Source organism: Limnohabitans parvus II-B4, assembly GCF_003063455.1.
Classification (GTDB): Bacteria; Pseudomonadota; Gammaproteobacteria; order Burkholderiales; family Burkholderiaceae_C; genus Limnohabitans_A; species Limnohabitans_A parvus.
Genome location: NZ_NESN01000002.1, coordinates 56,713 through 80,159 on the forward strand (window position 1 = coordinate 56,713; position 23,447 = coordinate 80,159).

Below are 23,447 nucleotides of genomic sequence, written 5' to 3' on the forward strand. Positions count from 1 at the left end.
TCTGAAGGGAGGTCAGGGCCGCTGGGGCTCTGCGGCCAACATGCGCGTTTCCAGCGTGCCGTCTTTGGAAAACTGAAAGCGCGTGACCACCACCATCTGATCGGCTTGCCGCCGCATGTTAGCGCTGAACGCATCAAAAGGCGCGGCACTGCGCACAATCGCCACGGCCCGCTGGTCCAGCAAAGGCTGACCTGAAGGCTTGGCCACCTCGGTCTGAACAAGGCGTCCACGGCCATCGACCGTGATCACCATGGTGAGTTGGCCATAGAGTTTTTTTCCGCCCACTTGAGGGAAATTGAGCGTGCCTCGCATCTCGATGGTGCGCCTCAATTTGTCGTAATACAAAGCATAGACAGCTTCTCGCGTGGCCGGACTGATGTACCGTTTTCGGGGAGCACCCTGGCTTTTTTGCACCCTCTGCTCAATCTGGGCCAATTGCCGTGTCAGCTGCTGCTGGCGCTCTTGTCGGGCCAGTCGATCGGGGGCCTGGGCTTTTTCACCGGCGTTGTCCTGGCTCAAGGCCGACAACTCCTGCTGGAGCTGGGTCAGCAAGCGCGTTTGCTGCAGCTTGAGTGCTTCTATCTGCCGCTGCATGGCGCTGATGTCCGTGCCGGACTCGTTGTGCACCGCTGGCGGCAAGGGCGAACTGGCGCGTTGCGCTTGCAAGGGGTCACCGCCCCCCGCCAGCCGGACCTGGGCCAAGGCCTCAGCCCGATCCGGCGCTGAGTCACTGCGGGCGTTCACCAGGATCACCTCCAGCGATGCATCCTCAAAAACACGGTTGAAGCTTTCAGGATCGGCAAAACGCCAGCCGATCAAGGCGGCATGAAGGGCCACAGAAAACCCCAAGGCCCACACCAAGGTGCGACGCCTGAACGACTGGCTCAGGTGGGCAAAAAAGCCCGCCAAAGAAGGCTGATTGCCTTCAAGAGCCATCGCTTTGCGTGCTGTCATTCAGGTCGACGGCAATCGTGAGCGGACCTGCAACAAGCGCTTCGTCCTCTTCTGTTTCATCGGCTTCCTGGTCGGCTGTCGCCGCCGGGGCATCCAGATGCGCTGTCACGGTGCCATGCACGTCCAGCGCCATCAAATCGACCTCGCCCAGTTTGACACGCACACGTGCCCCACGCATCAGGCCCTGCGCACCCATGACGCTGAACATCAAAGGCAAGGTATCCGCCCGCACCAACCAAACGCCACCGCCCATTTCCTTGACCAGGCTGGCCTCCAACTCCTCAATGCCTTGCTGCTGCACATGGCGCAGCGTCCAATAGCGTTCCATGCTGGACTGCACGCTGTTGTAGGCGCTGTAGGCGGTGTCAAAGCCACTGATGATGGAGAACAACTCGGCGTCTTTAGGTTTGAAGGGGGCCGCCAGAGCGGCGGTTGCGCCGTGGCGGGCACAGGCGATGATTTGCCACTGGTTGACCAGATCGGTGTAGCGGCGCAGGGGCGAGGTGCTCCAGGCATAACTGGGCACGCCAATGCCCGCATGCGGCAGGGCCTTGGTGCCCATGCGCACCTTCACGCCGGGGGCCATGCTGGCCTGACTGCGGTAAATGCCGGGCACGCCGAAACTGGCCATCCACTGGCCCCAAGTGCTGTTGGCCAAAATCATGGCCTCGGCCACCATCAAGTCGAGCGGCGCACCGCGCTTGCGCGTGCCGATCAAGACCGTCTCTTCGCCGGTGGGTGGCGTGTCGTTGCTGGCGCGATCGAGTTTGAAGCTGTAGTCCGGGCGATTGAAGTTTTCAGGCTTGCCGCGCACCACCTCGCGCCGCGCTTTGAGGGTTTGCGCCAGCCGCCAGAAAAACCCCAGCGTGGCACGGCTGACCGGCACATCGGCATGGTCGCTCGGGTCTTCACCTTCGAGCCATTCGCGGGTGATGCTGTCGTCCAGTTGGTCGTGCCGCAGGTTGGCCAGGATCGGCACCCGCTCCAGGCGGGTTTCGGTTTTTTGCACCTCCAACGTGTCTTCGCTGAAGGTCACATACAAGGACACTGCGGGGCAGTCGCGCCCTTCGATCAAGGTGTAGGCCTGCACCACGCTGTCGGGCAGCATGGTGATTTTGTAGCCAGGCATGTAGACAGTGGACAGCCGGGCTCGGCCCAGCTGGTCGATGGCGCTGCCCGGCGTCAGGGCCAGGCCGGGGGCGGCGATGTGGATGCCCACCGTGACCGTGCCACTGCCCAGGCCTTGCAACGACAAGGCATCGTCGATTTCGGTGGTGTGCGAATCGTCAATCGAGAAAGCCTGCACCGGGGCCAAAGGCAACTCGTCGGTGATGGCCGGGGCTTGCAAAGCCGGAAAACCCGTGCCTTTGGGGAACAGGTCAAACAAAAAGCGTTGCCAGTGGAAGTCCCAGGCCGAGGCAATGGCCCCGGCGTTTTGCAGCAGGTCCAAAGGCGCGGTGTGGCTGGCCTTGCTGGCCTCGACCACCGCTTTGTACTCGGAGGTGTTTTTGTCTGGACGGAACAGGATTTTGTAGAGTTGCTCGCGGATCGGTGCAGGGCAAACGCCTGCAACCAATTCGGCCGACCAAGCTTCGATCTGCGCCTGAACCTGCTTCTTTTTTTCAATGGCGAGTAAGGCCTGTTGCACGATCTCGGCTGGGGCTTTTCGGTAGCGGCCTTTGCCACCACGGCGAAAATAGTGCGGTGCTTCGTGCAAGCGAAACAAAGCCGCCACTTGTTGCACGGTGCTGGCCCCCTCGCTGAAATAGTCTTTGGCCAGGTCGGCAAAGCCGAATTCTTCGTCAGATGCGAATTCGTAGGCCAGCTCCAGCTCAATGGTTGGGCTCAGGGCTGCCGCTTCGCTCAGCAAGCTGGCGGGGCTTGGCTTTTCAAACTTGAGCAGCATTTGCGCTGCCTTGACTTTGACCCGTTTGCCCGAATCCAGCTCCACTTGGGCGGAGGCTTCGGCTTCGGACAAAATCCGTCCGGCCATGAATTTGCCGGCTTCTTCAAATAATGCGTACATGGCCTGATTTTCCCATGCGGTACCGCCTTGGCAGGCCTCGGGGTTCAGACCAAGCGAAGAAATTCCAGGATTTCGGGCAAATCATTGTCGAAATCACTCAGCGCGTGGTCGCTGCCCTCTAGCAGGCGCACCCGCCCCGCCTGATGCTGGGCCAGCATTTCGCGCCAGTCCAGCACCTCATCGCCCTTGGCGATCACTGCCAGGGTTCGGGCTTGGGCGCTTGGCGGCTGGGCTTCCAGTTCGGCCAGCTCTTGCACATGCACCGCCTCAAAAAAAACTTTTTGTGAGGGGTCATGCCATGCCGGGTGTTCGCCGATGTAGGCCACCAAATCACGGGCGGGGTGCACGGCCGGATTGAGCAAAACTGCCGGGCAATCAAGCTGCTGGGCCAGCCAGGCCGCGTAAAAGCCCCCCAAAGAAGACCCCATGATGGCCATCCGATCCCTGGGCCAGGCCGACACGCCTTGCAGCGCCATCTCCACAGCCTGTTTGGGAGACGCTGGCAGCTGAGGGCACCACCAAGTCACCCCGGGGTGCTGGCTTTGAACGGTATCGGCCATTTTTCGGGCCTTGACCGAGCTGGGCGAAGACCGAAAACCGTGCAGATAAAGCAAGTGGGTGGTGCGGTCCATCACCAAGCAGGCTGCAGGGCGGCAAACCCACGTGGCGCTTCGGCGGCTTTGTCAAAAGTCACCACCTCATAAGCATCGGGGCGTGACAACAATTCACGCAGCAAGCGGTTGTTCATGGCGTGGCCTGAACGAAACGCGCTGTAAGCGGCCAACAGCGGTTTGCCCAAAATGTACAAATCGCCCATGGCATCCAAAATTTTGTGTTTGACGAACTCGTCGTCATAGCGCAAGCCATCCGAGTTGAGCACACGGTAGTCGTCCATCACGATCGCGTTGTCTAAGCCGCCGCCCAAAGCCAGCCCATTGGCACGCAACATCTCCACGTCTTTGGTAAAGCCAAAGGTGCGGGCACGGGCGATGTCTCGGGCGTACACGCCCTCCGACATGTCAAAGACCACTTGCTGCCCGGTCGAATCGACCGCCGGGTGACGAAAATCGATCTCAAAGCTCAGCTTGTAACCGTGGTAAGGCGTCAAACGCGCCCATTTGATGTTCTCGCCCTCGCCTTCGGACACTTCCACAGGCTTGAGCACGCGCACAAAGCGCTTGGGCACCTGCTGCTCGACCACGCCCGCACTTTGCAGCAAGAACACGAAAGATGAAGCCGAACCGTCAAGGATGGGCACCTCTTCGGCCGTGATGTCGACATACAGGTTGTCAATGCCCAAACCGGCACAAGCCGACATCAGGTGCTCGACGGTCAGGACTTTGGCCTGCCCTGCCGAAATCGTGGAAGCCAGCCGGGTATCGGTCACCGCTTCGGCATTGACCGGAATGTCCACCGGCTCTGGCAGGTCAATTCGGCGAAACACAATGCCCGTGTCCGGCGCGGCGGGGCGCAGGGTCAGCTCGACACGCTGACCGCTGTGCAAACCCACGCCGACGGCTTTGGTCAAGGTTTTGAGGGTGCGTTGAGCGAGCATGGCATTATTTTAATTGGCACGGGATCCTGTGGCGCTGACAAGGCATTGAACTTGGCCCTTAGGCCGACTTCGGCAACACTCCAGTCCCGGCGTGTTCCCCGGGGCTGGCGGGCGAAATTGAGGCGCGAAGCGACGACGAGCCCGACGGCCCCGGGGAACATACCGGGACGGCCCATACCCACAGCCGTTCTCAAAGTTCTAGCCCCACTCGTTTGATATCACGCAAAAAGGGGTCAGACAGGCTCCCGCCCGTCTGACCCCAAAGCACCAAAAATAACCGTCAGATCCGCAGATCAGTCTGCTTGCTTGCGCAAGAAAGCAGGGATCTCGATGTCGTCCATGCCGGCATTGGCCATGCCATCCACACGGGCAGCCGCGTGGGTGCGGTTGCTGCGCCAGATGGCGGGCGTGTTCATGCCGTTGGTGGCCGAAGGTGCAGCGCTGTGCAATGAATTGGCCACAGCATCCTGACCACCCATGGTGAAAGGCACGTTGTCGGTACCGGTGCGCAGCACTTGCAAAGGAGGCGCGGTGCGGCGTGCACCGGCTTTGGACAAGCCTGTGGCCACCACAGTCACGCGGATCTCGTCGCCCAGGCTTTCGTCATAGGCAGTGCCGTAGATCACATGGGCGTTTTCCGAAGCGTAAGCACGGATGGTGTTCATCGCCTGCTTGGACTCGGACAACTTGAGCGAACCCTTGGCGGCGCTGATCAGCACCAGCACACCCTTGGCACCCGACAAGTCCACACCTTCGAGAAGAGGGCAAGCGACAGCTTGCTCGGCCGCGATGCGGGCGCGGTCCGGGCCGCTGGCGGCAGCTGTGCCCATCATGGCTTTGCCGGGCTCGCCCATCACTGTGCGCACGTCTTCAAAGTCGACGTTCACATGACCGGGCACATTGATGATCTCGGCAATGCCACCCACAGCGTTTTTCAGCACGTCGTTGGCATGCGCAAACGCCTCGTCTTGCGTCATGTCTTCGCCGCCAGGCAATTCCAGCAGTTTTTCGTTCAACACCACGATCAACGAATCCACATTGGCTTCGAGTTCCTGCATGCCCAGGTCGGCATTGGACATGCGACGACCACCTTCGAATTCGAAAGGTTTGGTCACCACACCCACCGTGAGGATGCCCATCTCTTTGGCGATGCGGGCAATCACAGGCGCAGCGCCTGTGCCTGTGCCGCCGCCCATGCCGGCGGTGATGAACAACATGTGTGCGCCTTCGATGGCGGCACGAATGTCGGCTTCGGCGCTTTCTGCGGCTTCACGGCCTTTTTCGGGCTTGCTCCCAGCACCCAGACCGGTCTGGCCCAGTTGGATGAAGCGGTGTGCCGCGCTGCGGGCCAATGCCTGTGCGTCGGTGTTGGCGCACACGAATTCAACGCCCTGAACTTGGCGCTCGATCATGTGCTCAACAGCGTTGCCGCCGCCACCACCGACGCCGATCACTTTGATCTGGGTGCCTTGGTTGAACTCTTCGGTTTGGATCATTTCAATGGTCATGGTGCTACTCCTAAATTTGTTTGCAGTTGCTTGGATTTTCTAGATTCGTTTTTTTGTTCGGTTGAGGGGTGTCAACATCGACACGGCCTGCATGTCGGTGGGCTGCCTCTGGCCAGAAAGCGTTTTTTCCAGTTCATCAGAAGTTCCCCACGATGAAGTCTTTGAAGCGACCAAAAGCGTTGTTCACTGAACTTTTCTTTTGGGTGACTTTGTAGCCACGCAGACGGGCCAAGCGGGCTTCTTCCAAGAGGCCCATCACCGTGGCTGCGCGCGGCTGGCTGACCATATCAGCCAAGCCGCCTGCGTATTTGGGCAGGCCACGGCGCACGGGCTTGAGGAAGATGTCCTCGCCCAGCTCGACCATTCCGGGCATGACGGCGCTACCGCCTGTGAGCACAATGCCGGAAGACAGCACTTCTTCGTAGCCCGACTCGCGGATGACCTGGTGCACCAGCGAGAAAATTTCTTCGATGCGTGGCTCAATCACGCCAGCCAAGGCTTGGCGGCTGAGCATGCGCGGCCCCCGGTCGCCCAGACCTGGCACTTCGACCTGCGCGTCCGGGTCGGCCAGCAACTGCTTGGCGTAACCACTTTCGACTTTGATGTCTTCAGCATCCTTCGTTGGCGTGCGCAAAGCCATGGCAATGTCGCTGGTGATCAGGTCACCCGCGATTGGGATCACGGCCGTGTGGCGGATTGAACCGTTGGCAAAGATCGCCACGTCGGTCGTGCCTGCGCCAATGTCCACACACACCACGCCCAATTCGCGCTCGTCTTCTGACAGCACGGCCAGACTTGACGATTGCGGGTTGAGCAGCAACTGGTCAACCTCAAGGCCGCAGCGGCGCACGCACTTGATGATGTTTTCAGCCGCGCTTTGCGCGCCCGTCACAATGTGCACCTTGGCTTCCAGGCGCATGCCGCTCATGCCAATCGGCTCCTTGACCTCTTGCCCGTCGATCACAAATTCCTGTGGCGCCACCAACAGCAAGCGCTGATCGGTCGAGATGTTGATTGCACGGGCGGTTTCCATCACGCGGGCCACATCGGCCTGCGTGACTTCCTTGTCCTTGATCGCCACCATGCCACTGGAGTTGATGCCTCGAATGTGGCTGCCGGTGATGCCCACATTCACGCGGGTGATCTTGCAGTCAGCCATCAACTCGGCTTCTTTCAGCGCCTGCTGGATGCTTTGCACGGTGGCATCGATGTTGACCACCACACCGCGCTTGAGGCCATTGCCCGGTGCAATGCCCAGACCGGCGATCTTGAGCTCGCCATCCGGCATGACCTCGGCCACCACCGCCATGACTTTGGAGGTGCCAATGTCCAACCCAACCACCAGATCTTTGTACTCTTTTGCCATTTGACTCACCGTTTCCGTTTCATTCCTGTGCCTTGATCACTCAAGGCTTTTTCTGAGCTTGCGCTTCCAGCGTGGTCACACCACGCAAACGCAAGGCATAGCCATCTTTGTGCCGCAAATCTGCCCCGGCCAATGCCGTGGGTGTTCGTCCGTACCGTGCCGTCACCTGTGACAGGGTCCTGAAAAAAACCTTCAACTGGGCACCCACTTCTGCTTCAGTGCCACGCCCCAACTCCAGCCATGCGCCGCTTTGTGTCATCACGCGCCAGCTTCCGCGTGTCGTCAATTCGAGCTGGTCTATGTCCATGTCCATGGCTTCAAAAATAGGCAGCAGATGCCGGTACATCTGGACAACGATGGCCGACTGGTCATCTGGGCCCTTGAGCCGAGGCAAGCGCTCGACATCCACATCTTCGACGCTCGCCTCGAACACGCGGCTTTGCTGATTGACCATCTTGTTGGAGCCGTCATCGCCCCAAAGCGCCATGGGCTCATGCTCGACCAAAACGGCTCTCAAACTGCTGGGGAAATCACGGTGCACCACCGCACCCCGAACCCAAGGCACCGCCTCAAAGGCTTCACGTGTCCGGTTCAAATCGATGGTGAAAAAGTTGCCACTCAATTGCGGCATCACATTGGCCCTCAAGGTGACCGCGTTGTTGCGCGTCACATCGCCCTGCACGGTGATCGCCTGGATCGAAAACGCAGGATGCCGCAACAGCCACCAAGCACCACCGGCCAGAACCAGCAACACAAACACCCCCGTCAGCGAAGCTGCCGTCATGTTCATGAGCCGGATATCGAGCGGCACAGACATGGCTTTTTTCACCCCAACACCTCCTGCACATGGTCCAGCGTGGCCGACGCCAACAACTGGCAGCACAAGGCTTCGTAGCTCAGACCTGATGCACGGGCAGACATGGGCACCAAAGAATGGCCCGTCATACCCGGAGAAGTGTTGATTTCAAGCAGATAGGGTTTGCGCGTCGCCCCATCGATCATCACGTCAATGCGCCCCCAACCCCGGCAGCCCAACACCTGGTAAGCCTTGACCACCAAGGCCTCGATGGCAGCCTCTTCTGCTGCTGACAGCCCCGATGGAACCAGGTACTGGGTATCGTCCGTGAAGTATTTGTTCTGGTAATCGTAGTTTCCAGCGGGCGCCACAATCCGAATCACAGGCAAAGCACGGCTGGTCTCACCGGCGCCCATCACAGGACAAGTGACTTCGTCACCCACGATGCATTGTTCGCAAAGGATGTCCGCATCACACACGCCTGCGGCAGCCAAGGCGGCAGGTAACTCTTCGGCTGTGAGGACCTTGGTCACGCCAATCGACGAGCCTTCACGCGCTGGCTTGACGATCATGGGCAAACCCAAGGCCTTAATGAGCCCGTCGACCGAGACCTGCCCCAAATGTTCACGGTGCACCAACACATAGGCTGGTGTGGGCAAACCTTCGGCCAGCCACACCCGTTTGGTCATGGTTTTGTCCATGGCGATGCTGGAAGCCATCACACCAGAACCCGTATAGGGGATGCCCAACAACTCCAGAGCACCCTGCACCGTACCGTCTTCGCCGTATCGGCCATGCAGGGCGATGAAGCAACGGTCAAACCCTTCACGTTTCAAATCGCTCAGATCTCTTTCAGCAGGGTCAAAAGCATGGGCATCCACGCCAGAGACCTGCAAGGCTTTCAGCACGCCTTGGCCAGACATCAGGGACACCTCGCGCTCGGCGGAACGCCCACCCATGAGAACGGCCACTTTGCCCAGATTGGAAGCGCTCATGCGGCACCTCCCATCTCAACCACTTTGGCAGGCACTGCTCCGATGGAGCCCGCACCCATGCAAATCACCACATCGCCGTCACGCGCATTGCTCAATACGGCTTGCGGCATGTCGGCGATGGCGTCGACAAACACCGGCTCGACCTTGCCTGCCACACGCAGTGCACGCGCCAGTGAGCGGCCGTCGGCCGCCACGATCGGCGCTTCGCCTGCGGCATAGACCTCGGACAAGAGCACGCTGTCGCAGCCCTGACCAATGACTTTCACAAAATCTTCAAAGCAATCGCGCGTGCGGCTGTAGCGGTGCGGCTGGAAGGCCAACACCAAGCGACGACCCGGGAATGCGCCACGGGCTGCGGCCAGCGTGGCCGCCATCTCGACCGGGTGGTGACCGTAATCATCGATCACGGTGAAATGCCCTGTACCGCCGGGCACGGTCACATCGCCATAACGCTGGAAACGACGCCCCACACCTTTGAAACCTGCCAAAGCACGCTGCACAGCCGCATCGTCCACCCCCAACTCCACCGCCACCGCCACCGCTGCCAACGCATTGAGCACGTTGTGGTTGCCTGGCAAATTCAGCACCAAAGGCAGGTCAGGCAAAGTCACGCCGTTGCGCCTTTGCACCGTGAAATGCATCTGGCCGTGTTCAGCACGCACATCCACGGCGCGCACTTGTGCACCTTCATTGAGACCATAGGTTGTCACGGGGCGAGCAATGTCGTTCACGATGGACTGCACGCCGGGATCGTCCGAACACACAATGGCTGTGCCATAAAAAGGCATGCGGTGCAAAAATTCGACGAAGGCCGACTTCAACCGTGCCAGATCATGGCCATAGGTTTCCATGTGGTCGGCATCGATGTTGGTCACCACCGCCATCACAGGCAGCAGGTTCAGAAAAGAGGCATCCGATTCATCGGCCTCAACCACGATGTAATCACCCGTGCCCAACTTGGCATTGGCGCCCGCGCTGTTCAGTCGACCACCGATCACAAAGGTCGGGTCCAGTCCCGCCTCGGCCAGCACACTGGCCACCAAGCTGGTGGTGGTGGTTTTGCCGTGGGTGCCCGCGATGGCCACGCCTTGCTTCATGCGCATCAGCTCGGCCAGCATCACGGCGCGGGGCACGATGGGGATGTGGCGCTCACGGGCGGCCAGCACTTCGGGGTTGTCGGCTTTCACGGCGGTGGAGGTGACCACCGCATCGGCGTCCTTGACGTTGTGGGCGGTGTGACCGACATGGGTCTCGATGCCCAATGCAGCCAAACGCCGCAAAGTGGCACTGTCTGACAGGTCAGAGCCGGAAATGGCGTAACCCAAATTGAGCAAGACCTCGGCAATGCCGCTCATGCCCGAGCCCCCGATGCCGATGAAATGGATTTTTCGAATGGCGTGTTTCATGCTGCCAGTTCCTCACAAGCCATCACGACCTCCCGTGTCGCATTTGTTTTTTTCTGTTCGTACGCTTTTTCAGCACAGGCCAACAAGCTCTCGCGACTCAGTCCGGCCAATCGGTCGGCCAGCGCCTGCGCGGTCAACTCTGCTTGCGGCACCAGCCAGCCACCACCTTGCGCGACCAAAAACTGCGCATTGGTGGTTTGGTGGTCGTCCACCGCAAACGGGAACGGCACATACAAAGCCGCCGCGCCCACGGCAGCCATTTCTGTCACCGTGCTGGCACCTGCCCGGCAGATCACCAGATCGGCTTGCGCAAACGCCGTGGCCGTGTCGTCGATGAACGGCGTCAAATCGGCGTGCACCCCCGCTGCCGCATAGTTGACGCGCAGCGCCTCGATTTGTTTGGCCCCGCTTTGGTGGGTCACCACAGGGCGCGTTGCGGTGGGCAGCAACGCCAGGGCCTGCGGCACGATGTCGTTCAAGGCCTTGGCCCCCAAGCTGCCGCCCACCACCAAAACCCGCAAGGGGCCAGTGCGCTCGGCAAAGCGCTGGGCGGGTGTGGCTTGCTCGGTGAATGCCCGGCGCAGTGGATTGCCCACCCATTGGCCGGTTTTGAAGACACCCGGGAACGCGGTGAACACGCGATCGGCCACCTGAGCCAACACCTTGTTGGCCAGGCCAGCCACTGAATTTTGTTCGTGCAGCACGACAGGTTTGCCCCACAGGCTGGCCATCAGGCCGCCCGGGAATGTGATGTAGCCGCCCAAACCCAGCACCACATCCGGCTGCACACGGCGCACCACCTGCAGGCTTTGCCAAAATGCACGCAACAATTTGAAAGGCAGCACGGCCAGCGTTTTGAGGCCTTTGCCGCGCACGCCGCCAAAGTCAACCGCCTCAAAGGCAAAGCCACGCGGTGGCACCAACTGGCTTTCCATGCTGTCCGGTGCCCCCAACCAGTGCACGCGCCAACCGGCATCACGCAAGGCTTCGGCCACGGCCAAGCCCGGAAAGATGTGTCCGCCCGTGCCGCCCGCCATGACCAATGCGCATTTGACGCTCATGAGCGACCTCCACGCATCATTTGCTTGTTCTCGGCATCAATTCGCAAGACCACGGCAATGGCGATCAGGTTCATCATGATGGCCGAGCCACCGTAACTCATCAAGGGCAGCGTCAGGCCCTTGGTGGGCAAAGCACCCAGGTTCACACCCATGTTGATGAACGATTGAAAACCGATCCAGATGCCCACGCCTTGGGCGACCAAACCGGAAAAGACCTTGTCCAGTGCGATGGCCTGACGACCGATCACCATGATGCGGCGGCTGAGCCACAGGAACAGGAAAATCACCAGGGAAACACCGACCAAACCGAATTCCTCGCCAATCACCGCCAGCAAGAAGTCGGTATGTGCCTCGGGCAACCAGTGCAGTTTCTCAACGCTGCCCCCCAGACCCACACCCCAAACCTCGCCACGCCCGATGGCGATCAAGGAATGCGACAGTTGGTAGCCCTTGCCCAAAGCATGCTCTGCGCTGAACGGGTCGAGGTAGGCAAAAATGCGGTCGCGACGCCAAGGAGATGCCGCAATCATCACCACAAACGCGCCCACCAGACCCGCAAAAATCAAGAAGAACATGCGGGCATTGACGCCCCCCAAAAACAGGATGCCCATGGCGATGATGGCGATCACCATGAAGGCGCCCATGTCGGGCTCGGCCAGCAAGAACACCCCAGCCACCACCACGGCTGCGCCCATGGGCAGCACCGCACGGAAGAAGCGTTCCTTGACCTCCATCTTGCGCACCATGTAATCGGCCGCATAAATGATGGTGGCGAATTTCGCCAGCTCGGAGGGCTGGAAATTCATGACGCCAAATGAAATCCAGCGGCGCGCACCGTTGACGCCTTTGCCAATGAAAGGAATCAGCACCAAGGCCAACAACACCAGCGACAGCACAAACATCGGGCGGGCCACCTTTTCCCACGTGCTCGTGGGAATCTGAAACGCCAGCAAAGCCATGATGCAACCAAACACCATGGAAATCACGTGCCGAGTCAGGAAGTGCGTTTGTGCGTAGCGTGAAAAACGCGGGTTGTCCGGCATCGCAATCGATGCCGAATAGACCATGACCATGCCCCACATGAGCAAGGCCACCACCACCCAGACCAAGGCCTGGTCCACGCTTTGCAAGCGGGTAGCAGAGCTGGAGGACTGACGCGCAAAGTCATAGCCCCCCAAATTGACAGGCAAACTTTGACCTTGACTGCTCTGTGCGTTCAGGCGGCCACCAGCAAACAAGCCGGTCAGGCGGGCCAAACCGCCCTGCAGGCGTTGCGACAAGGTCTGGGCTTCACTCATGCGCCACCCTCCATCGCCACACCGGCCGTTTCAGCCAGCTCGGCCACAGCATCGCAAAATACTTTGGCCCGATGGCCGTAGTTTTCAAACATGTCAAAACTGGCGCAAGCAGGCGACATCAGGACCGCATCGCCCATGTGGGCCATGCCGGTGGCTTGAGCCACAGCGGCATGCATGTCGACAGCGTCTTGCAAAGGCACGCCGCAGTCCTGCAGCACTTCGCGCATGCATGGGCCATCGCGTCCGATCAGGACCACGCCACGCGCATAACGGGAAACGGGATCGCGCAAAGGTGAGAAATCCTGGCCTTTTCCATCGCCACCCAAAATGACCACCACGCGGCGGTCGGCGCCCAAGCCCTGCAAGGCGGCCACCGTGGCCCCCACATTCGTGCCTTTGCTGTCGTCAAAGTATTCCACTTCGCCCACGATGGCCACGGGCTCCACACGGTGCGGCTCGCCCCGGTATTCGCGCAAGCCATACAACATGGGGCCCAAAGCGCAGCCTGCGCTACCGGCCATGGCCAAGGCGGCCAAGGCATTGACCGCGTTGTGACGGCCGCGAATGCGCAAGGCGTCTGCGGGGATCAGGCGTTGAATGTGCAGCTCTTCGGCTTCGTCTTTGCGACGGCGGCGGGTTTCATCGGCCTCCAGGGCACGCACCAGCCAGGTCATGCCGTTCATGACTTCAATGCCGTAATCACCGGGACGCGTGGGCATGTCGCCACCAAAGGTCACACAAGCGCGCTCCACCGGTTTTTGCAATTTCACACGCACCGGTGCAGGCCGCATGGCCATGACCTGGGGGTCTTCGCGGTTCAAAACCATCAGAGCCTGTGCCCCAAAAATTCGGGCCTTGGCGGCCGCATAAGCGTCCATCGAGCCATGCCAGTCAAGATGGTCTTGCGAAATGTTCAGCACGGTCCCGGCTGTGGGCTCAAAGCCTTCGCTGCTGTCCAGCTGAAAACTCGACAACTCCAGCACCCAGACCTGCGGCAAGGCTTGCGCCATGGGGTCAAGAGACACCGCAGGCGCAGGCGCGATCAGCACAGGTTCAGCCTCATCACCATCCAGGGCCACGGGGTCTTCTTCGTTGGCACGGGCCAGGTCACCACTGTTTTCAGCTGCGCAAGCGGCAGTTTCGTTTCCTGCCTTGTCGGTGTGCAGCTCGGACGTGTGGACCCGATTTTCAGATTCGGCCTGCGCGGCTGATACCACGCGCTCTGTCGGCATGGCGATTTTTTCGGGGTTGGCGGCCAACTCAGCCGCCTGTTCGGCTTCGCGATTGGCCGCGTCCTGGTCAACCTGCGCCTGGGCCTGCACCATGGCTTCGGTCAGTGTGTCGAGCAGTGTGGGGCCAATGTTGCCTGCCACTTGCACCGTCTTGCCAGCGCGTGCCACCAGCTGTCCGGTGAGTGAGGTCACCGTGGTCTTGCCGTTGGTACCCGTGATCGCCAGCACCTGGGGGGTGTAACCAAAGCGTTCTTTCAAATCTTGCAAGCCCGCAGCAAACAAGCTCAGCTCGCCGCCTTGCCACAAGCCCATGGCCTGAGCGGCGTTCACCACGGGTGCCACCACATCAGGGGCCAAACCGGGGCTGCGAAACACGGCGCGCACCGAAGTGCCTTCGACCAGACTGGCCGCAAAGGGGCCAGATACAAATCGCACAGCAGGCCATTCGGCCTGCAAAGTTGCCAGCTGGGGTGGGGTGTCACGCGTGTCGGCCACCGTCACGTTGGCTCCGGCATGGGCACACCAACGGGCCATCGCAAGGCCCGAAGCACCCAAACCGAGAATCAGAACGTGTTGACCTTGGAGCTGCATGGCTTACCTCAGCTTCAGGGTCGACAAGCCGACCAAACACAGCAGCATGGTGATGATCCAGAAACGCACAACCACTTGCGTTTCTTTCCAGCCGCTCTTTTCAAAGTGGTGGTGCAAAGGCGCCATTTTCAAGATGCGACGACCTTCACCGTATTTTTTCTTGGTGTACTTGAAATAAGCCACCTGCGCCATGACCGACAAGGCCTCGACCACAAAGATGCCGCCCATGATGGCGAGCACTATTTCCTGCCGCACGATGACCGCGATGGTGCCCAAGGCGGCCCCCAAAGCCAGCGCACCCACATCGCCCATGAAGACCTGAGCCGGATGGGTGTTGAACCACAAGAAAGCCAGGCCGGCACCCGCCATGGCCGCGCAAAAAATCATCAACTCGCCCGAGCCCGGAATGTGCGGAAAGAACAGGTACTTGGAATACACCGAGCTGCCCGTCACGTAAGCGAACACACCCAGCGCCGAACCCACCATCACCACCGGCATGATGGCCAAGCCATCCAGACCATCGGTCAAGTTGACGGCGTTGCTGGCACCGACAATGACCAGGTAGGTCATGACCACAAAGCCCAAGACCCCCAACGGGTAATTGATCTCTTTAAAAAATGGCACCTGCAAACCAGCCTTGGGTGGCAGGTTCACGTCAAAGCCCGACATGACCCATTTTGCGAACAAATCAAACACGCGCAAGTTGGACACTTCGGAAATGCTGAACACCAGGTACAGCGCCGCCAACAGGCCGATCACCGACTGCCAGAAATACTTTTCACGCGAACGCATGCCTTCGGGATCTTTGTTGACCACCTTGCGCCAGTCATCGACCCAGCCAATGGCACCAAAACCCAGCGTCACGATCAGCACAATCCAGACAAAACGGTTGGACAGGTCAAACCACAACAGGGTGGAAATGGCAATGGACAACAAAATCAGCACACCGCCCATGGTGGGTGTGCCGCTTTTTGACAGGTGCGACTCCATGCCGTAGCCACGGATCGGCTGACCGATCTTGAGCGAGGTCAGGCGACGGATCACAAAGGGGCCTGCGGCCAAGCCGATCAACAACGCCGTCATCGCAGCCATCACGGCACGGAAGGTGATGTATTGGAAAACGCGCAAAAAGCCCCACTCCGGAGACAAACTTTGCAACCATTGGGCCAAACTAAGCAGCATGAGCCTCCCCTTTTTTGTTCTGATGGGTGTTGTTCGTCGCACCTTGTGACAGCAAGGCCTCGACCACGCGCTCCATCTTCATGAAGCGAGAGCCTTTGACCACCACACTCTGGAAATGGGCGACGTTTTGCGTGGCCGCTGTCAGCAGACTGTCCATGCCCTCAAAATGGTTCGCCCGAACAAATGCCTGGGCTGCATGCACGCACAAATCACCCAAGGTGTACATCGCTTCGATGCCGCGCTCGGCCGCATAAGCACCCACTTCTGCGTGAAACTCCGGCCCTTGGTTGCCCACTTCACCCATGTCGCCCAACACCAGCAAGCGTGGGGCAGGCAACTCGGCGAGCACATCGATCGCTGCCCTTACCGAATCGGGGTTGGCGTTGTAGGTGTCATCCACCAAAGTGATGTCACCGTTTTGCGCATGCAAAACCAGGGCACGTGATCGCCCTTTGACAGGCTCGAACGCTTGCAGGCCTTGGGCCACAGCGGCCAAAGACACCCCCGCTGCGAGTGCGCAAGCACTCGCCGCCAAAGCGTTTTTCACGTTGTGCCGCCCCGCAATGTGCAAGCGCAAAGGGGCGGTGCCTTCTGCGGTCTTCAAGGTGAACTGCCAGGCGCCCGATTGCCAGAGCACCACGGCAGCGCGGACATCCGCTTGAACACCGTTGGTTGACAAGGCAAATGTGCGCTGCGTGCGCTGACCGGACAGGGTTTGCCAGATGCGTGTGAATTCTTCGTCTGCCGGGAACACCGCCACACCGCTGTCAGGCAAAGCCTGCAACACGGCACCGTTTTCATGCGCGACGGCTTCTACCGTGCCCATGAATTCCTGGTGCTCCCGCTGTGCGTTGTTGACCAATGCCACCGTGGGTTGCGCCAAGGCGGCCAGGTAGGCGATTTCGCCGGGGTAGTTCATGCCCAGCTCCACCACGGCAATGCGGTGGTGCGCGCGCAGATTGAACAAGGTCAATGGCACGCCGATGTCGTTGTTCAGGTTGCCTTGGGTCGACAAGGCGTCCGCCCCGGCATGGGCGCGCAAGATCGAGGCGATCATCTGCGTCACGGTGGTTTTGCCGTTGCTGCCGGTCACGGCAATCAAGGGCAAATCAAACTGGGCGCGCCAGCCTGCGGCCAATTCACCCAAAGCGATGCGGGCATCGGGCACCACCAAAGCAGGCAAACCGTGTGCCGCCGCCAAGGCTTCGCCCGAGGCCTCGCACACCACCGCCACCGCACCCTGCGCCTTCGCCTGGGCGATGAACTGGTTGCCGTCAAACCGTTCGCCGCGCAAAGCCACAAACAAGTCACCCGCCTGCAAGCTGCGGCTGTCGGTGTGGACGCGGTCGACCACCACGTCCTTCACGTTCACGCCACGTGCCTGGCTCAGCCAAGTCAAGGCCAGACCCAGCGGCAAGTTCATGGTGGAATGCAAGGCGCTCATGCACTTGCCCCTTGGCGCTGGACACGGCGTTGCTGCAAGGCCGCCTGAACATGCAGCACATCCGAAAACGGATGACGCACGCCCATGATTTCTTGTTCAGTCTCGTGGCCCTTGCCTGCCACCAGCACCACGTCTTGCGCGGCGGCTTGTGCCACCACCTCGGCAATCGCCCGTGCGCGATCTGCCTGAATTTGCGCTTGGCTGGGAAGGGACAAGCCTGTCACCATCGCAGCCAGAATGGCTTGCGGCGATTCAGACCGGGGATTGTCGCTGGTCAACACCACCTGGTCAGATGCAGCCTCGGCGGCAGCGGCCATCAGGGGACGTTTGAGGGCATCGCGGTCACCGCCGCAACCCAGCACACACCAAAGACGTCCACCACGCACCGCCGCTTGCGAACGCAAAGCGGTCAGCGCCTGCGACACGGCATCGGGCGTGTGTGCGTAGTCGACCACCACCAAAGGCAAATCCGGATCGGTTGCACCTGCAAGCACGCGCTGCATGCGCCCGGGCACGGCCGTCAAATGTGCACACGCCTGCACGGCGTCGGCCAAGCTCACACCCAAAGCCCGCATGCTGCCGATCACGCCCAGCAGGTTGTCGATGTTGTAGTCGCCCATGAGGCTGGTGTGCAAAGTCTGCACCTCGGCGCCTTCGATCACCTCGAACGCCAGGCCATCGGCACTGCGCAAGGTACGGGCTTGCAACCGGGCTGGCCCCTGACGCGAGCAAGTCCACACATCCAGCGCCTCTGCGTTCAAGTGCTGGGCCAACAAGGCGCCTTGCGCGTCATCTGTGTTGATGACCGCCGCCTGTAAACCAGACCAGCCAAACAAGGCCTCCTTGGCCGCCCAATAGCTGGCCATGTCGCCGTGGTAGTCGAGGTGGTCTTGTGTGAAATTCGTGAACACAGCGACGCGGATGTGTGTGCCATCCAGGCGGTGCTCGGCCAGACCGATCGAAGAGGCCTCGATCGCGCAATGCGTGACCCCCTCATCGGCAAACACCCTGAACTGCCGCTGCAGCAAGACGGGGTCGGGTGTGGTCATGCCAGTGGACACGAGATCAGGCGCCCGACCCACGCCCAGAGTGCCCACCAAACCACAAGCATGTTGCAGCACAGGAGAAGACAAGGCCTGCGCCAGCCACCAGGCGGTGGACGTTTTACCGTTGGTGCCGGTCACAGCCAGCACGCTCAGGGCCTGGCTCGGATGCTCGTAATAAGCGTCGGCCACGAGACCGGTCTGTGCCTTGAGGTCCTTCATCACGGCCAATCGATCCAATTTGACCGAAGTGGCCTGCATGGCATTGAGCCAAGGCGCATGACCGTCTGCTTCGAGCAAACAGGCAGCCGCGCCTTGCGCCAAGGCTTGCGCCAGGTATTGACGCCCATCCGTCGCTGCACCAGGCCAAGCAATGAACGCATCACCCGGCTGCACCAGACGGCTGTCGGTGCGCAGCTCACCCGCCACATGCGCGCGCAACCAGCGCGCCGCTTCGGGGGCGTTGTGCAGGTCTTGCATCAGAAAGACTCCTCAACCGACTTGGCCACGACTTGCGGCTTGACCGCCATGTCGGGTTGCACACCCATCAAGCGCAAGGTCTGCTGTACGGTCTGACTGAACACGGGTGCCGCGACATCGCCACCGAAGTAACGGCCATTGCTGGGCTCGTCGATCATCACGGCCACCACGATGCGCGGGGCCTCAATGGGGGCCATGCCCACGAAAAAGCCCCGGTATTTTTTACCGGCATAGCCTTTGCCTTCTTGCTTGTGCGCCGTGCCGGTTTTGCCACCTACGGAATAGCCCATGGTTTGGGCCTTTTGCGCAGTGCCTCCAGGGCCTGCCGCCATCTGCAGCATCTTGCGCATGGCCTTGGCGTTTTCTGCGCTGATGACACGCACACCAGGGACCTGGTTTTCGGCTTTCATCAACGTGGCCGGAACCACTTCGCCGTCCCGCGCAAAGACTGTGTATGCCCTGGCCACCTGGAACAAGCTGCCTGAAATACCGTAGCCATAACTCATGGTGGCCTGCTCAATGGGTCGCCATGTTTTGTAGGGCCGCAAACGCCCACTGACCACGCCAGGAAACGGCAGCTGAGGCTTTTGTCCAAAACCGACCTGGGCGTACATTTCCCACATCTCTCTGGGCTGCATCTGCATGGCCATCTTGACCGTGCCCACGTTACTGGACTTCTGAATCACTTCGTTGACCGTGAGCACCCCATGAGGATGCGCATCGGTGATGGTTGAGCCGGTGATCGTGATCCGACCGGGTGCGGTCTGAATCGGTGTTTCAGGCTTGACCAAACCTTTTTCCAAAGCCAAGGCCACCGCAAACGGTTTCATGGTCGAACCCGGCTCGAAGGTGTCCGTCAAAGCACGGTTGCGCAATTGTTCGCCGCTCAGATTGACGCGTTTGTCGGGTGAATAGCTGGGGTAATTGGCGAGCGCCAAAATTTCACCCGACTGGGCATCCAGCACAACCACGCTGCCGGCCTTGGCTTTGTTATCCAGCACCGCATCGCGCAACTTTTGGTAAGCAAAGAATTGCACTTTGCTGTCGATGCTCAACTGCAGGTCTTCACCATCAACAGGCGGCACTGCCTCGCCTACATCCTCAACCACACGACCCAACCGGTCCTTGATGACTCGGCGCGAACCCGGCTTGCCGGAGAGCTGCTTCTGGAAAACCAGCTCCACACCCTCTTGGCCCTGGTCTTCCACATTGGTAAAGCCCACGATGTGGGCCGCGGCTTCACCTTCCGGATACAAGCGTTTGTATTCCTTGATGTCGTATACGCCCTTGATGCCCAACGCCAAAATCTGCTTGACCACTGGCTCATCGAGTTGCCTGCGCAACCAGACAAAGGTTTTTTCATCGTCCTTGAGTTTTTTGTCCAGCTCAGCCGGCGTCATCTCCAGCAAACGGGCCAGCTCGCGCAACTTGGCCGGGTCGCGCTCCATGTCTTCGGGGTTGGCCCAGATGCTGGGCGCAGGCACGCTCGATGCCAGCAACATGCCATTGCGGTCGAGTACACGCCCCCGATTGGCGGGCAAAGTCAAGGTCCGGGCAAAACGAACTTCACCCTGGCGAATGAAAAAGTCATTGGCAAAAACCTGAACATAGGCCGCACGCGCCACCAGCCCCGTGAAACCCAAGGCAATCGCCGCCACAATGAACTTGCTGCGCCAAACCGGTGTTTTGCTCGCCAGCAGCGGGCTCGATGAAAGCTGGACGCTGCGGCTCATGGACGCGCCTCCTTGCCAGCGGTGGCCGCATCCTTGATGGACACGTACTGGGTGATGGCGGGCGAAGCTGCGCGCATTTGCAGCTGCTGGCGCGCAATCTGCTCCACGCGCAAAGGCGTGGCTTGCGCACGGCGCTCTACCTGCAGGCGGTCCCGGTCAACATCCAGGCGCTTGGCTTCCTTGCGTGCAGATTCCAGCGCCATGAACAAGCGGCGCGTTTCGTATTGGCTGTGCACCAACACCAACGCACTGGCGATCACCGCCAGCAACAGGAAAATACTGAGGCGAGTCATGCAGGCACCTCGGTGCGCTCGGCCATGCGCATGATGGCACTGCGCGAACGGGGGTTGCCGCGCACTTCAGCATCGCGGGGACGCACACGGCCACAGGCCTTCAAACGCATCTTCACCGGCTCGGCAAAAGGCACACGCCGGTCAACCACTTCTTTGGAGTGCTTGGCAATGAATTGCTTGACGATGCGGTCTTCCAGCGAATGGAAGCTGATGACCACCAAACGACCGCCTGGGGCCAACACATGCAGGCTGGCCTCTAGCGCTTGTTCGAGCTCCGCAAGCTCTGCGTTGATGAAAATCCGAAAAGCCTGAAATGTCCGCGTTGCAGGATTCTGGCCCGGCTCGCGAGTCTTGACCGTGTCAGCCACGAGCTGGGCCAAATCGGTGGTGGTTGAAATTGGGCCCCGCTCTTGTCGGCGAGCCACAAGCGCCTTTGCAATCTGAAAAGCAAACCGTTCTTCGCCATAGTCACGTATCACCTCCGTGATTTGATCCACCGTGGCCGTTGCCAGCCAATCGGCCACACTTTCGCCGCGCGTGGTGTCCATGCGCATGTCAAGTGGGCCCTCAAAACGAAAAGAAAAACCCCTCTCGGGGCTGTCGATCTGGGGAGAGCTGATGCCCAAGTCCATCAAGACGCCGTCAACACTGCCAGGGGGCAGTTCGCCCAAGTTTGAAAAGCCTTCATGGCGGATCGAAAAGCGGGCGTCGCCAATGCGCCCGGCTTCGGCAATCGCCTCCAAGTCTTTGTCAAAAGCGAGCAAACGCCCTTGTGCCGACAAGCGCGAAAGAATCAAACGCGAATGGCCGCCACGCCCAAAGGTGGCATCCACATAAGCGCCATCGGCACCCGCAGAAGCCTGGAGCAATTCGTCCACCGCCTCATTCAAAAGCACGGTGGTGTGGGTCAGTACGGTGTCGGTCATGGCGTTCAGAACGAAAAATCCTTGAACACATCGGGCATGTCGCCCTGCATGGCCTGCGCTTCTTGCGCGTCGTAAGTGGCTTTGTCCCACAACTCAAAGTGGTTGCCCATGCCCAGCAGCATGGTGTCTTTGGCAATGCCTGCGGCTTGGCGCAATTCAGGCGAGATCAGCACGCGCCCTGTGCCATCCATCTCGACATCCATGGCATTGCCCAAAAAAATCCGCTTCCACCACTGGGCAGACATGGGCAACTGGGCAATGCGTTCGCGGAATTTTTCCCACTCGGGGCGGGGGAACACCATCAAACAGCCATGGGGGTGCTTGGTGATGGTCAACTGGCCCTGTGCCGTGGCGCTCAAGACGTCACGGTGCCGGGTCGGTACAGACAACCGCCCTTTGGCATCCAGACTCAGCGATGAAGCCCCTTGAAACACTGCAACGACCTTTTTTCAGTTGAGACACACAAGCAAGGACACTTTTCCCCACTTAATTGCACTTTTTTGCACTGTATCAGGAATTCAGTGCAACTCAACCGGTGTAGATCGATTTTTTTCAATGAAATCAATGGCTTAGCACCGAAATCGAACCCTGCAGCAAGAGAAATTTCCATGTAAATTAGGCACTTACAAGTGGCAATGAAAGTAACCTGTGAAGGATGATAAAAATTAAAAATGGCAAATACATCAAATGCAAAAAATCAGTTTTTGACCCCGCTAGACTTAAACCGGGCGTAAAAAAACCCCTGAGAAGGGGTTTTTTACGTTTGGACACAACTTTTTTAACTCAGTCGCCGAACATTTTTTGCTTCAACTCACGCCGTTGTTGCGCTTCCAAAGACAAGGTGGCCGTTGGACGGGCCAACAGACGACCGACACCGATGGGCTCGCCGGTTTCATCACAGTAACCGTATTCACCAGAGTCAATCAGGCCGATCGATTGTTCGATTTTCTTGAGCAACTTGCGTTCGCGATCACGCGTGCGCAGCTCAAGAGCGTGCTCTTCTTCGATCGTGGCACGGTCTGCAGGATCGGGCACCACCACCGTGTCTTCACGCAGGTGCTCTGTGGTCGCGCCCGCGCTGTTCAGAATTTCCTGTTTCAAGATCGACAGCTTGCGGCGGAAATACGCCATTTGCACGCTGTTCATGTACTCCGACTCGGGCATCGCCAAAATTTCGGCGTCGGTCAACTGCTCAACCGCTTTGGTCTTCCAGTTGTTGGCCAATTTGGGGTCTTTTTTGATCGGTGCAAAAGGGGCAGAAACCGCAGCCACTGGCGAACTGGGCATGAAACTGGCCTTGGCTGCCGTCGAAGCCACCGCTGGCGGCAAAGAAGGCACCGTGATTTGGGCCAAACGGGCGGAGGGGCGTGTTGCACGAACCAATTGGTCAGGCGCAGCAGGCGCCGCCACTGCCGCCACGGCAGGTTGGGCGACCGGGGGGGTCGGTGTCGCCACTTTTTTAACAGTCATAGATTTCGCTTCAGGTACAGAGGCCGTCTTTTTAGGGGACGGCACGGGTGCGGCCTTCGCCTTGGGGGCGGGGGCCGACTTAGGAGCT

At 59.8% G+C, this 23,447-nt stretch carries 20 protein-coding genes; all 20 read right to left on the reverse strand.

Translation table 11 applies throughout. The features are described from left to right. Positions 1–12: 12 nt before the first annotated feature. The gene (locus B9Z37_RS04835; protein ID WP_240606627.1) at positions 13–954 is read right to left on the reverse strand and encodes an energy transducer TonB; all 942 of its coding nucleotides are present in this window, start codon (positions 952–954) and stop codon (positions 13–15) included. Next, complete coding sequence (locus tag B9Z37_RS04840; protein ID WP_108311933.1) at positions 926–2,980, reverse strand: ribonuclease catalytic domain-containing protein; 2,055 nt, start codon at positions 2,978–2,980, stop codon at positions 926–928. Before B9Z37_RS04840 ends, B9Z37_RS04835 begins: the two co-directional genes overlap by 29 nt. 44 nt (positions 2,981–3,024) lie before the next feature. Then, the gene (locus B9Z37_RS04845; RefSeq protein WP_108311934.1) at positions 3,025–3,612 is read right to left on the reverse strand and encodes a YqiA/YcfP family alpha/beta fold hydrolase; all 588 of its coding nucleotides are present in this window, start codon (positions 3,610–3,612) and stop codon (positions 3,025–3,027) included. Then, positions 3,612–4,535, reverse strand: coding sequence for a UDP-3-O-acyl-N-acetylglucosamine deacetylase (gene lpxC, locus B9Z37_RS04850; protein ID WP_108311935.1), 924 nt, complete (start codon positions 4,533–4,535; stop codon positions 3,612–3,614). Before lpxC ends, B9Z37_RS04845 begins: the two co-directional genes overlap by 1 nt. A gap of 293 nt (positions 4,536–4,828) precedes the next feature. Then, positions 4,829–6,043: a cell division protein FtsZ gene (gene ftsZ, locus B9Z37_RS04855; RefSeq protein WP_108311936.1), complete on the reverse strand. Its 1,215-nt coding sequence runs from the start codon at positions 6,041–6,043 to the stop codon at positions 4,829–4,831. A gap of 136 nt (positions 6,044–6,179) precedes the next feature. Further along, positions 6,180–7,409 (reverse strand): cell division protein FtsA, encoded by a 1,230-nt coding sequence (gene ftsA / locus B9Z37_RS04860; RefSeq protein ID WP_090044934.1) that lies wholly within the window; start codon positions 7,407–7,409, stop codon positions 6,180–6,182. 40 nt (positions 7,410–7,449) lie between these two features. Next, the gene (locus B9Z37_RS04865; protein ID WP_240606628.1) at positions 7,450–8,226 is read right to left on the reverse strand and encodes a cell division protein FtsQ/DivIB; all 777 of its coding nucleotides are present in this window, start codon (positions 8,224–8,226) and stop codon (positions 7,450–7,452) included. Between the two features lie 8 nt (positions 8,227–8,234). Further along, positions 8,235–9,200 (reverse strand): D-alanine--D-alanine ligase, encoded by a 966-nt coding sequence (locus B9Z37_RS04870; protein ID WP_108311938.1) that lies wholly within the window; start codon positions 9,198–9,200, stop codon positions 8,235–8,237. After that, complete coding sequence (gene murC / locus B9Z37_RS04875; protein ID WP_108311939.1) at positions 9,197–10,606, reverse strand: UDP-N-acetylmuramate--L-alanine ligase; 1,410 nt, start codon at positions 10,604–10,606, stop codon at positions 9,197–9,199. Before murC ends, B9Z37_RS04870 begins: the two co-directional genes overlap by 4 nt. Next, positions 10,603–11,667 (reverse strand): undecaprenyldiphospho-muramoylpentapeptide beta-N-acetylglucosaminyltransferase, encoded by a 1,065-nt coding sequence (gene murG / locus B9Z37_RS04880; protein ID WP_108311940.1) that lies wholly within the window; start codon positions 11,665–11,667, stop codon positions 10,603–10,605. The genes murC and murG overlap by 4 nt, the downstream gene beginning before the upstream one ends. Continuing rightward, positions 11,664–12,965, reverse strand: a complete 1,302-nt coding sequence (gene ftsW, locus B9Z37_RS04885) for a putative lipid II flippase FtsW (RefSeq protein ID WP_108311941.1) — start codon at positions 12,963–12,965, stop codon at positions 11,664–11,666. The genes murG and ftsW overlap by 4 nt, the downstream gene beginning before the upstream one ends. After that, positions 12,962–14,788, reverse strand: a complete 1,827-nt coding sequence (gene murD, locus B9Z37_RS04890; protein WP_108311942.1) for a UDP-N-acetylmuramoyl-L-alanine--D-glutamate ligase — start codon at positions 14,786–14,788, stop codon at positions 12,962–12,964. Before murD ends, ftsW begins: the two co-directional genes overlap by 4 nt. Positions 14,789–14,791: 3 nt before the next feature. Next, positions 14,792–15,970, reverse strand: a complete 1,179-nt coding sequence (gene mraY, locus B9Z37_RS04895) for a phospho-N-acetylmuramoyl-pentapeptide-transferase (protein WP_108311943.1) — start codon at positions 15,968–15,970, stop codon at positions 14,792–14,794. Beyond that, the gene (locus B9Z37_RS04900) at positions 15,960–17,414 is read right to left on the reverse strand and encodes a UDP-N-acetylmuramoyl-tripeptide--D-alanyl-D-alanine ligase (protein ID WP_108311944.1); all 1,455 of its coding nucleotides are present in this window, start codon (positions 17,412–17,414) and stop codon (positions 15,960–15,962) included. Before B9Z37_RS04900 ends, mraY begins: the two co-directional genes overlap by 11 nt. Beyond that, complete coding sequence (locus tag B9Z37_RS04905) at positions 17,411–18,937, reverse strand: UDP-N-acetylmuramoyl-L-alanyl-D-glutamate--2,6-diaminopimelate ligase (protein WP_108311945.1); 1,527 nt, start codon at positions 18,935–18,937, stop codon at positions 17,411–17,413. The genes B9Z37_RS04900 and B9Z37_RS04905 overlap by 4 nt, the downstream gene beginning before the upstream one ends. After that, a complete protein-coding gene (locus B9Z37_RS04910) occupies positions 18,937–20,670 on the reverse strand; it encodes a peptidoglycan D,D-transpeptidase FtsI family protein (protein WP_108311946.1) in 1,734 nt (577 codons plus the stop codon). The genes B9Z37_RS04905 and B9Z37_RS04910 overlap by 1 nt, the downstream gene beginning before the upstream one ends. Next, on the reverse strand, positions 20,667–20,963 hold the full coding sequence (gene ftsL / locus B9Z37_RS04915; protein WP_108311947.1) for a cell division protein FtsL: 297 nt from the start codon (positions 20,961–20,963) through the stop codon (positions 20,667–20,669). Before ftsL ends, B9Z37_RS04910 begins: the two co-directional genes overlap by 4 nt. Then, a complete protein-coding gene (rsmH, locus tag B9Z37_RS04920) occupies positions 20,960–21,889 on the reverse strand; it encodes a 16S rRNA (cytosine(1402)-N(4))-methyltransferase RsmH (RefSeq protein WP_108311948.1) in 930 nt (309 codons plus the stop codon). Before rsmH ends, ftsL begins: the two co-directional genes overlap by 4 nt. 5 nt (positions 21,890–21,894) lie before the next feature. Continuing rightward, complete coding sequence (mraZ, locus tag B9Z37_RS04925) at positions 21,895–22,323, reverse strand: division/cell wall cluster transcriptional repressor MraZ (protein ID WP_108311949.1); 429 nt, start codon at positions 22,321–22,323, stop codon at positions 21,895–21,897. Positions 22,324–22,672: 349 nt separating this feature from the next. Further along, positions 22,673–23,404 carry an RNA polymerase-binding protein DksA gene (gene dksA, locus B9Z37_RS04930; RefSeq protein ID WP_240606657.1) on the reverse strand — a complete coding sequence of 244 codons (732 nt, stop codon included), beginning with the start codon at positions 23,402–23,404 and terminating at the stop codon, positions 22,673–22,675. Positions 23,405–23,447: the final 43 nt, after the last annotated feature.

Excerpts from the sequence above, each read along its gene's own strand:
- B9Z37_RS04865 (WP_240606628.1), bottom strand. The coding sequence starts at position 8,226 with ATGTCTGTGCCGCTCGATATCCGGCTCATGAACATGACGGCAGCTTCG.
- murD (WP_108311942.1), bottom strand. The coding sequence starts at position 14,788 with ATGCAGCTCCAAGGTCAACACGTTCTGATTCTCGGTTTGGGTGCTTCG.
- B9Z37_RS04835 (WP_240606627.1), bottom strand. The coding sequence starts at position 954 with ATGACAGCACGCAAAGCGATGGCTCTTGAAGGCAATCAGCCTTCTTTG.
- ftsA (WP_090044934.1), bottom strand. The coding sequence starts at position 7,409 with ATGGCAAAAGAGTACAAAGATCTGGTGGTTGGGTTGGACATTGGCACC.
- rsmH (WP_108311948.1), bottom strand. The coding sequence starts at position 21,889 with ATGACCGACACCGTACTGACCCACACCACCGTGCTTTTGAATGAGGCG.
- B9Z37_RS04910 (WP_108311946.1), bottom strand. The coding sequence starts at position 20,670 with ATGAGCCGCAGCGTCCAGCTTTCATCGAGCCCGCTGCTGGCGAGCAAA.
- murC (WP_108311939.1), bottom strand. The coding sequence starts at position 10,606 with ATGAAACACGCCATTCGAAAAATCCATTTCATCGGCATCGGGGGCTCG.
- B9Z37_RS04900 (WP_108311944.1), bottom strand. The coding sequence starts at position 17,414 with ATGAGCGCCTTGCATTCCACCATGAACTTGCCGCTGGGTCTGGCCTTG.
- lpxC (WP_108311935.1), bottom strand. The coding sequence starts at position 4,535 with ATGCTCGCTCAACGCACCCTCAAAACCTTGACCAAAGCCGTCGGCGTG.
- B9Z37_RS04905 (WP_108311945.1), bottom strand. The coding sequence starts at position 18,937 with ATGCAAGACCTGCACAACGCCCCCGAAGCGGCGCGCTGGTTGCGCGCG.
- ftsL (WP_108311947.1), bottom strand. The coding sequence starts at position 20,963 with ATGACTCGCCTCAGTATTTTCCTGTTGCTGGCGGTGATCGCCAGTGCG.
- ftsW (WP_108311941.1), bottom strand. The coding sequence starts at position 12,965 with ATGAGTGAAGCCCAGACCTTGTCGCAACGCCTGCAGGGCGGTTTGGCC.
- B9Z37_RS04840 (WP_108311933.1), bottom strand. The coding sequence starts at position 2,980 with ATGTACGCATTATTTGAAGAAGCCGGCAAATTCATGGCCGGACGGATT.
- mraY (WP_108311943.1), bottom strand. The coding sequence starts at position 15,970 with ATGCTGCTTAGTTTGGCCCAATGGTTGCAAAGTTTGTCTCCGGAGTGG.
- B9Z37_RS04845 (WP_108311934.1), bottom strand. The coding sequence starts at position 3,612 with ATGGACCGCACCACCCACTTGCTTTATCTGCACGGTTTTCGGTCTTCG.
- murG (WP_108311940.1), bottom strand. The coding sequence starts at position 11,667 with ATGAGCGTCAAATGCGCATTGGTCATGGCGGGCGGCACGGGCGGACAC.
- ftsZ (WP_108311936.1), bottom strand. The coding sequence starts at position 6,043 with ATGACCATTGAAATGATCCAAACCGAAGAGTTCAACCAAGGCACCCAG.
- B9Z37_RS04870 (WP_108311938.1), bottom strand. The coding sequence starts at position 9,200 with ATGAGCGCTTCCAATCTGGGCAAAGTGGCCGTTCTCATGGGTGGGCGT.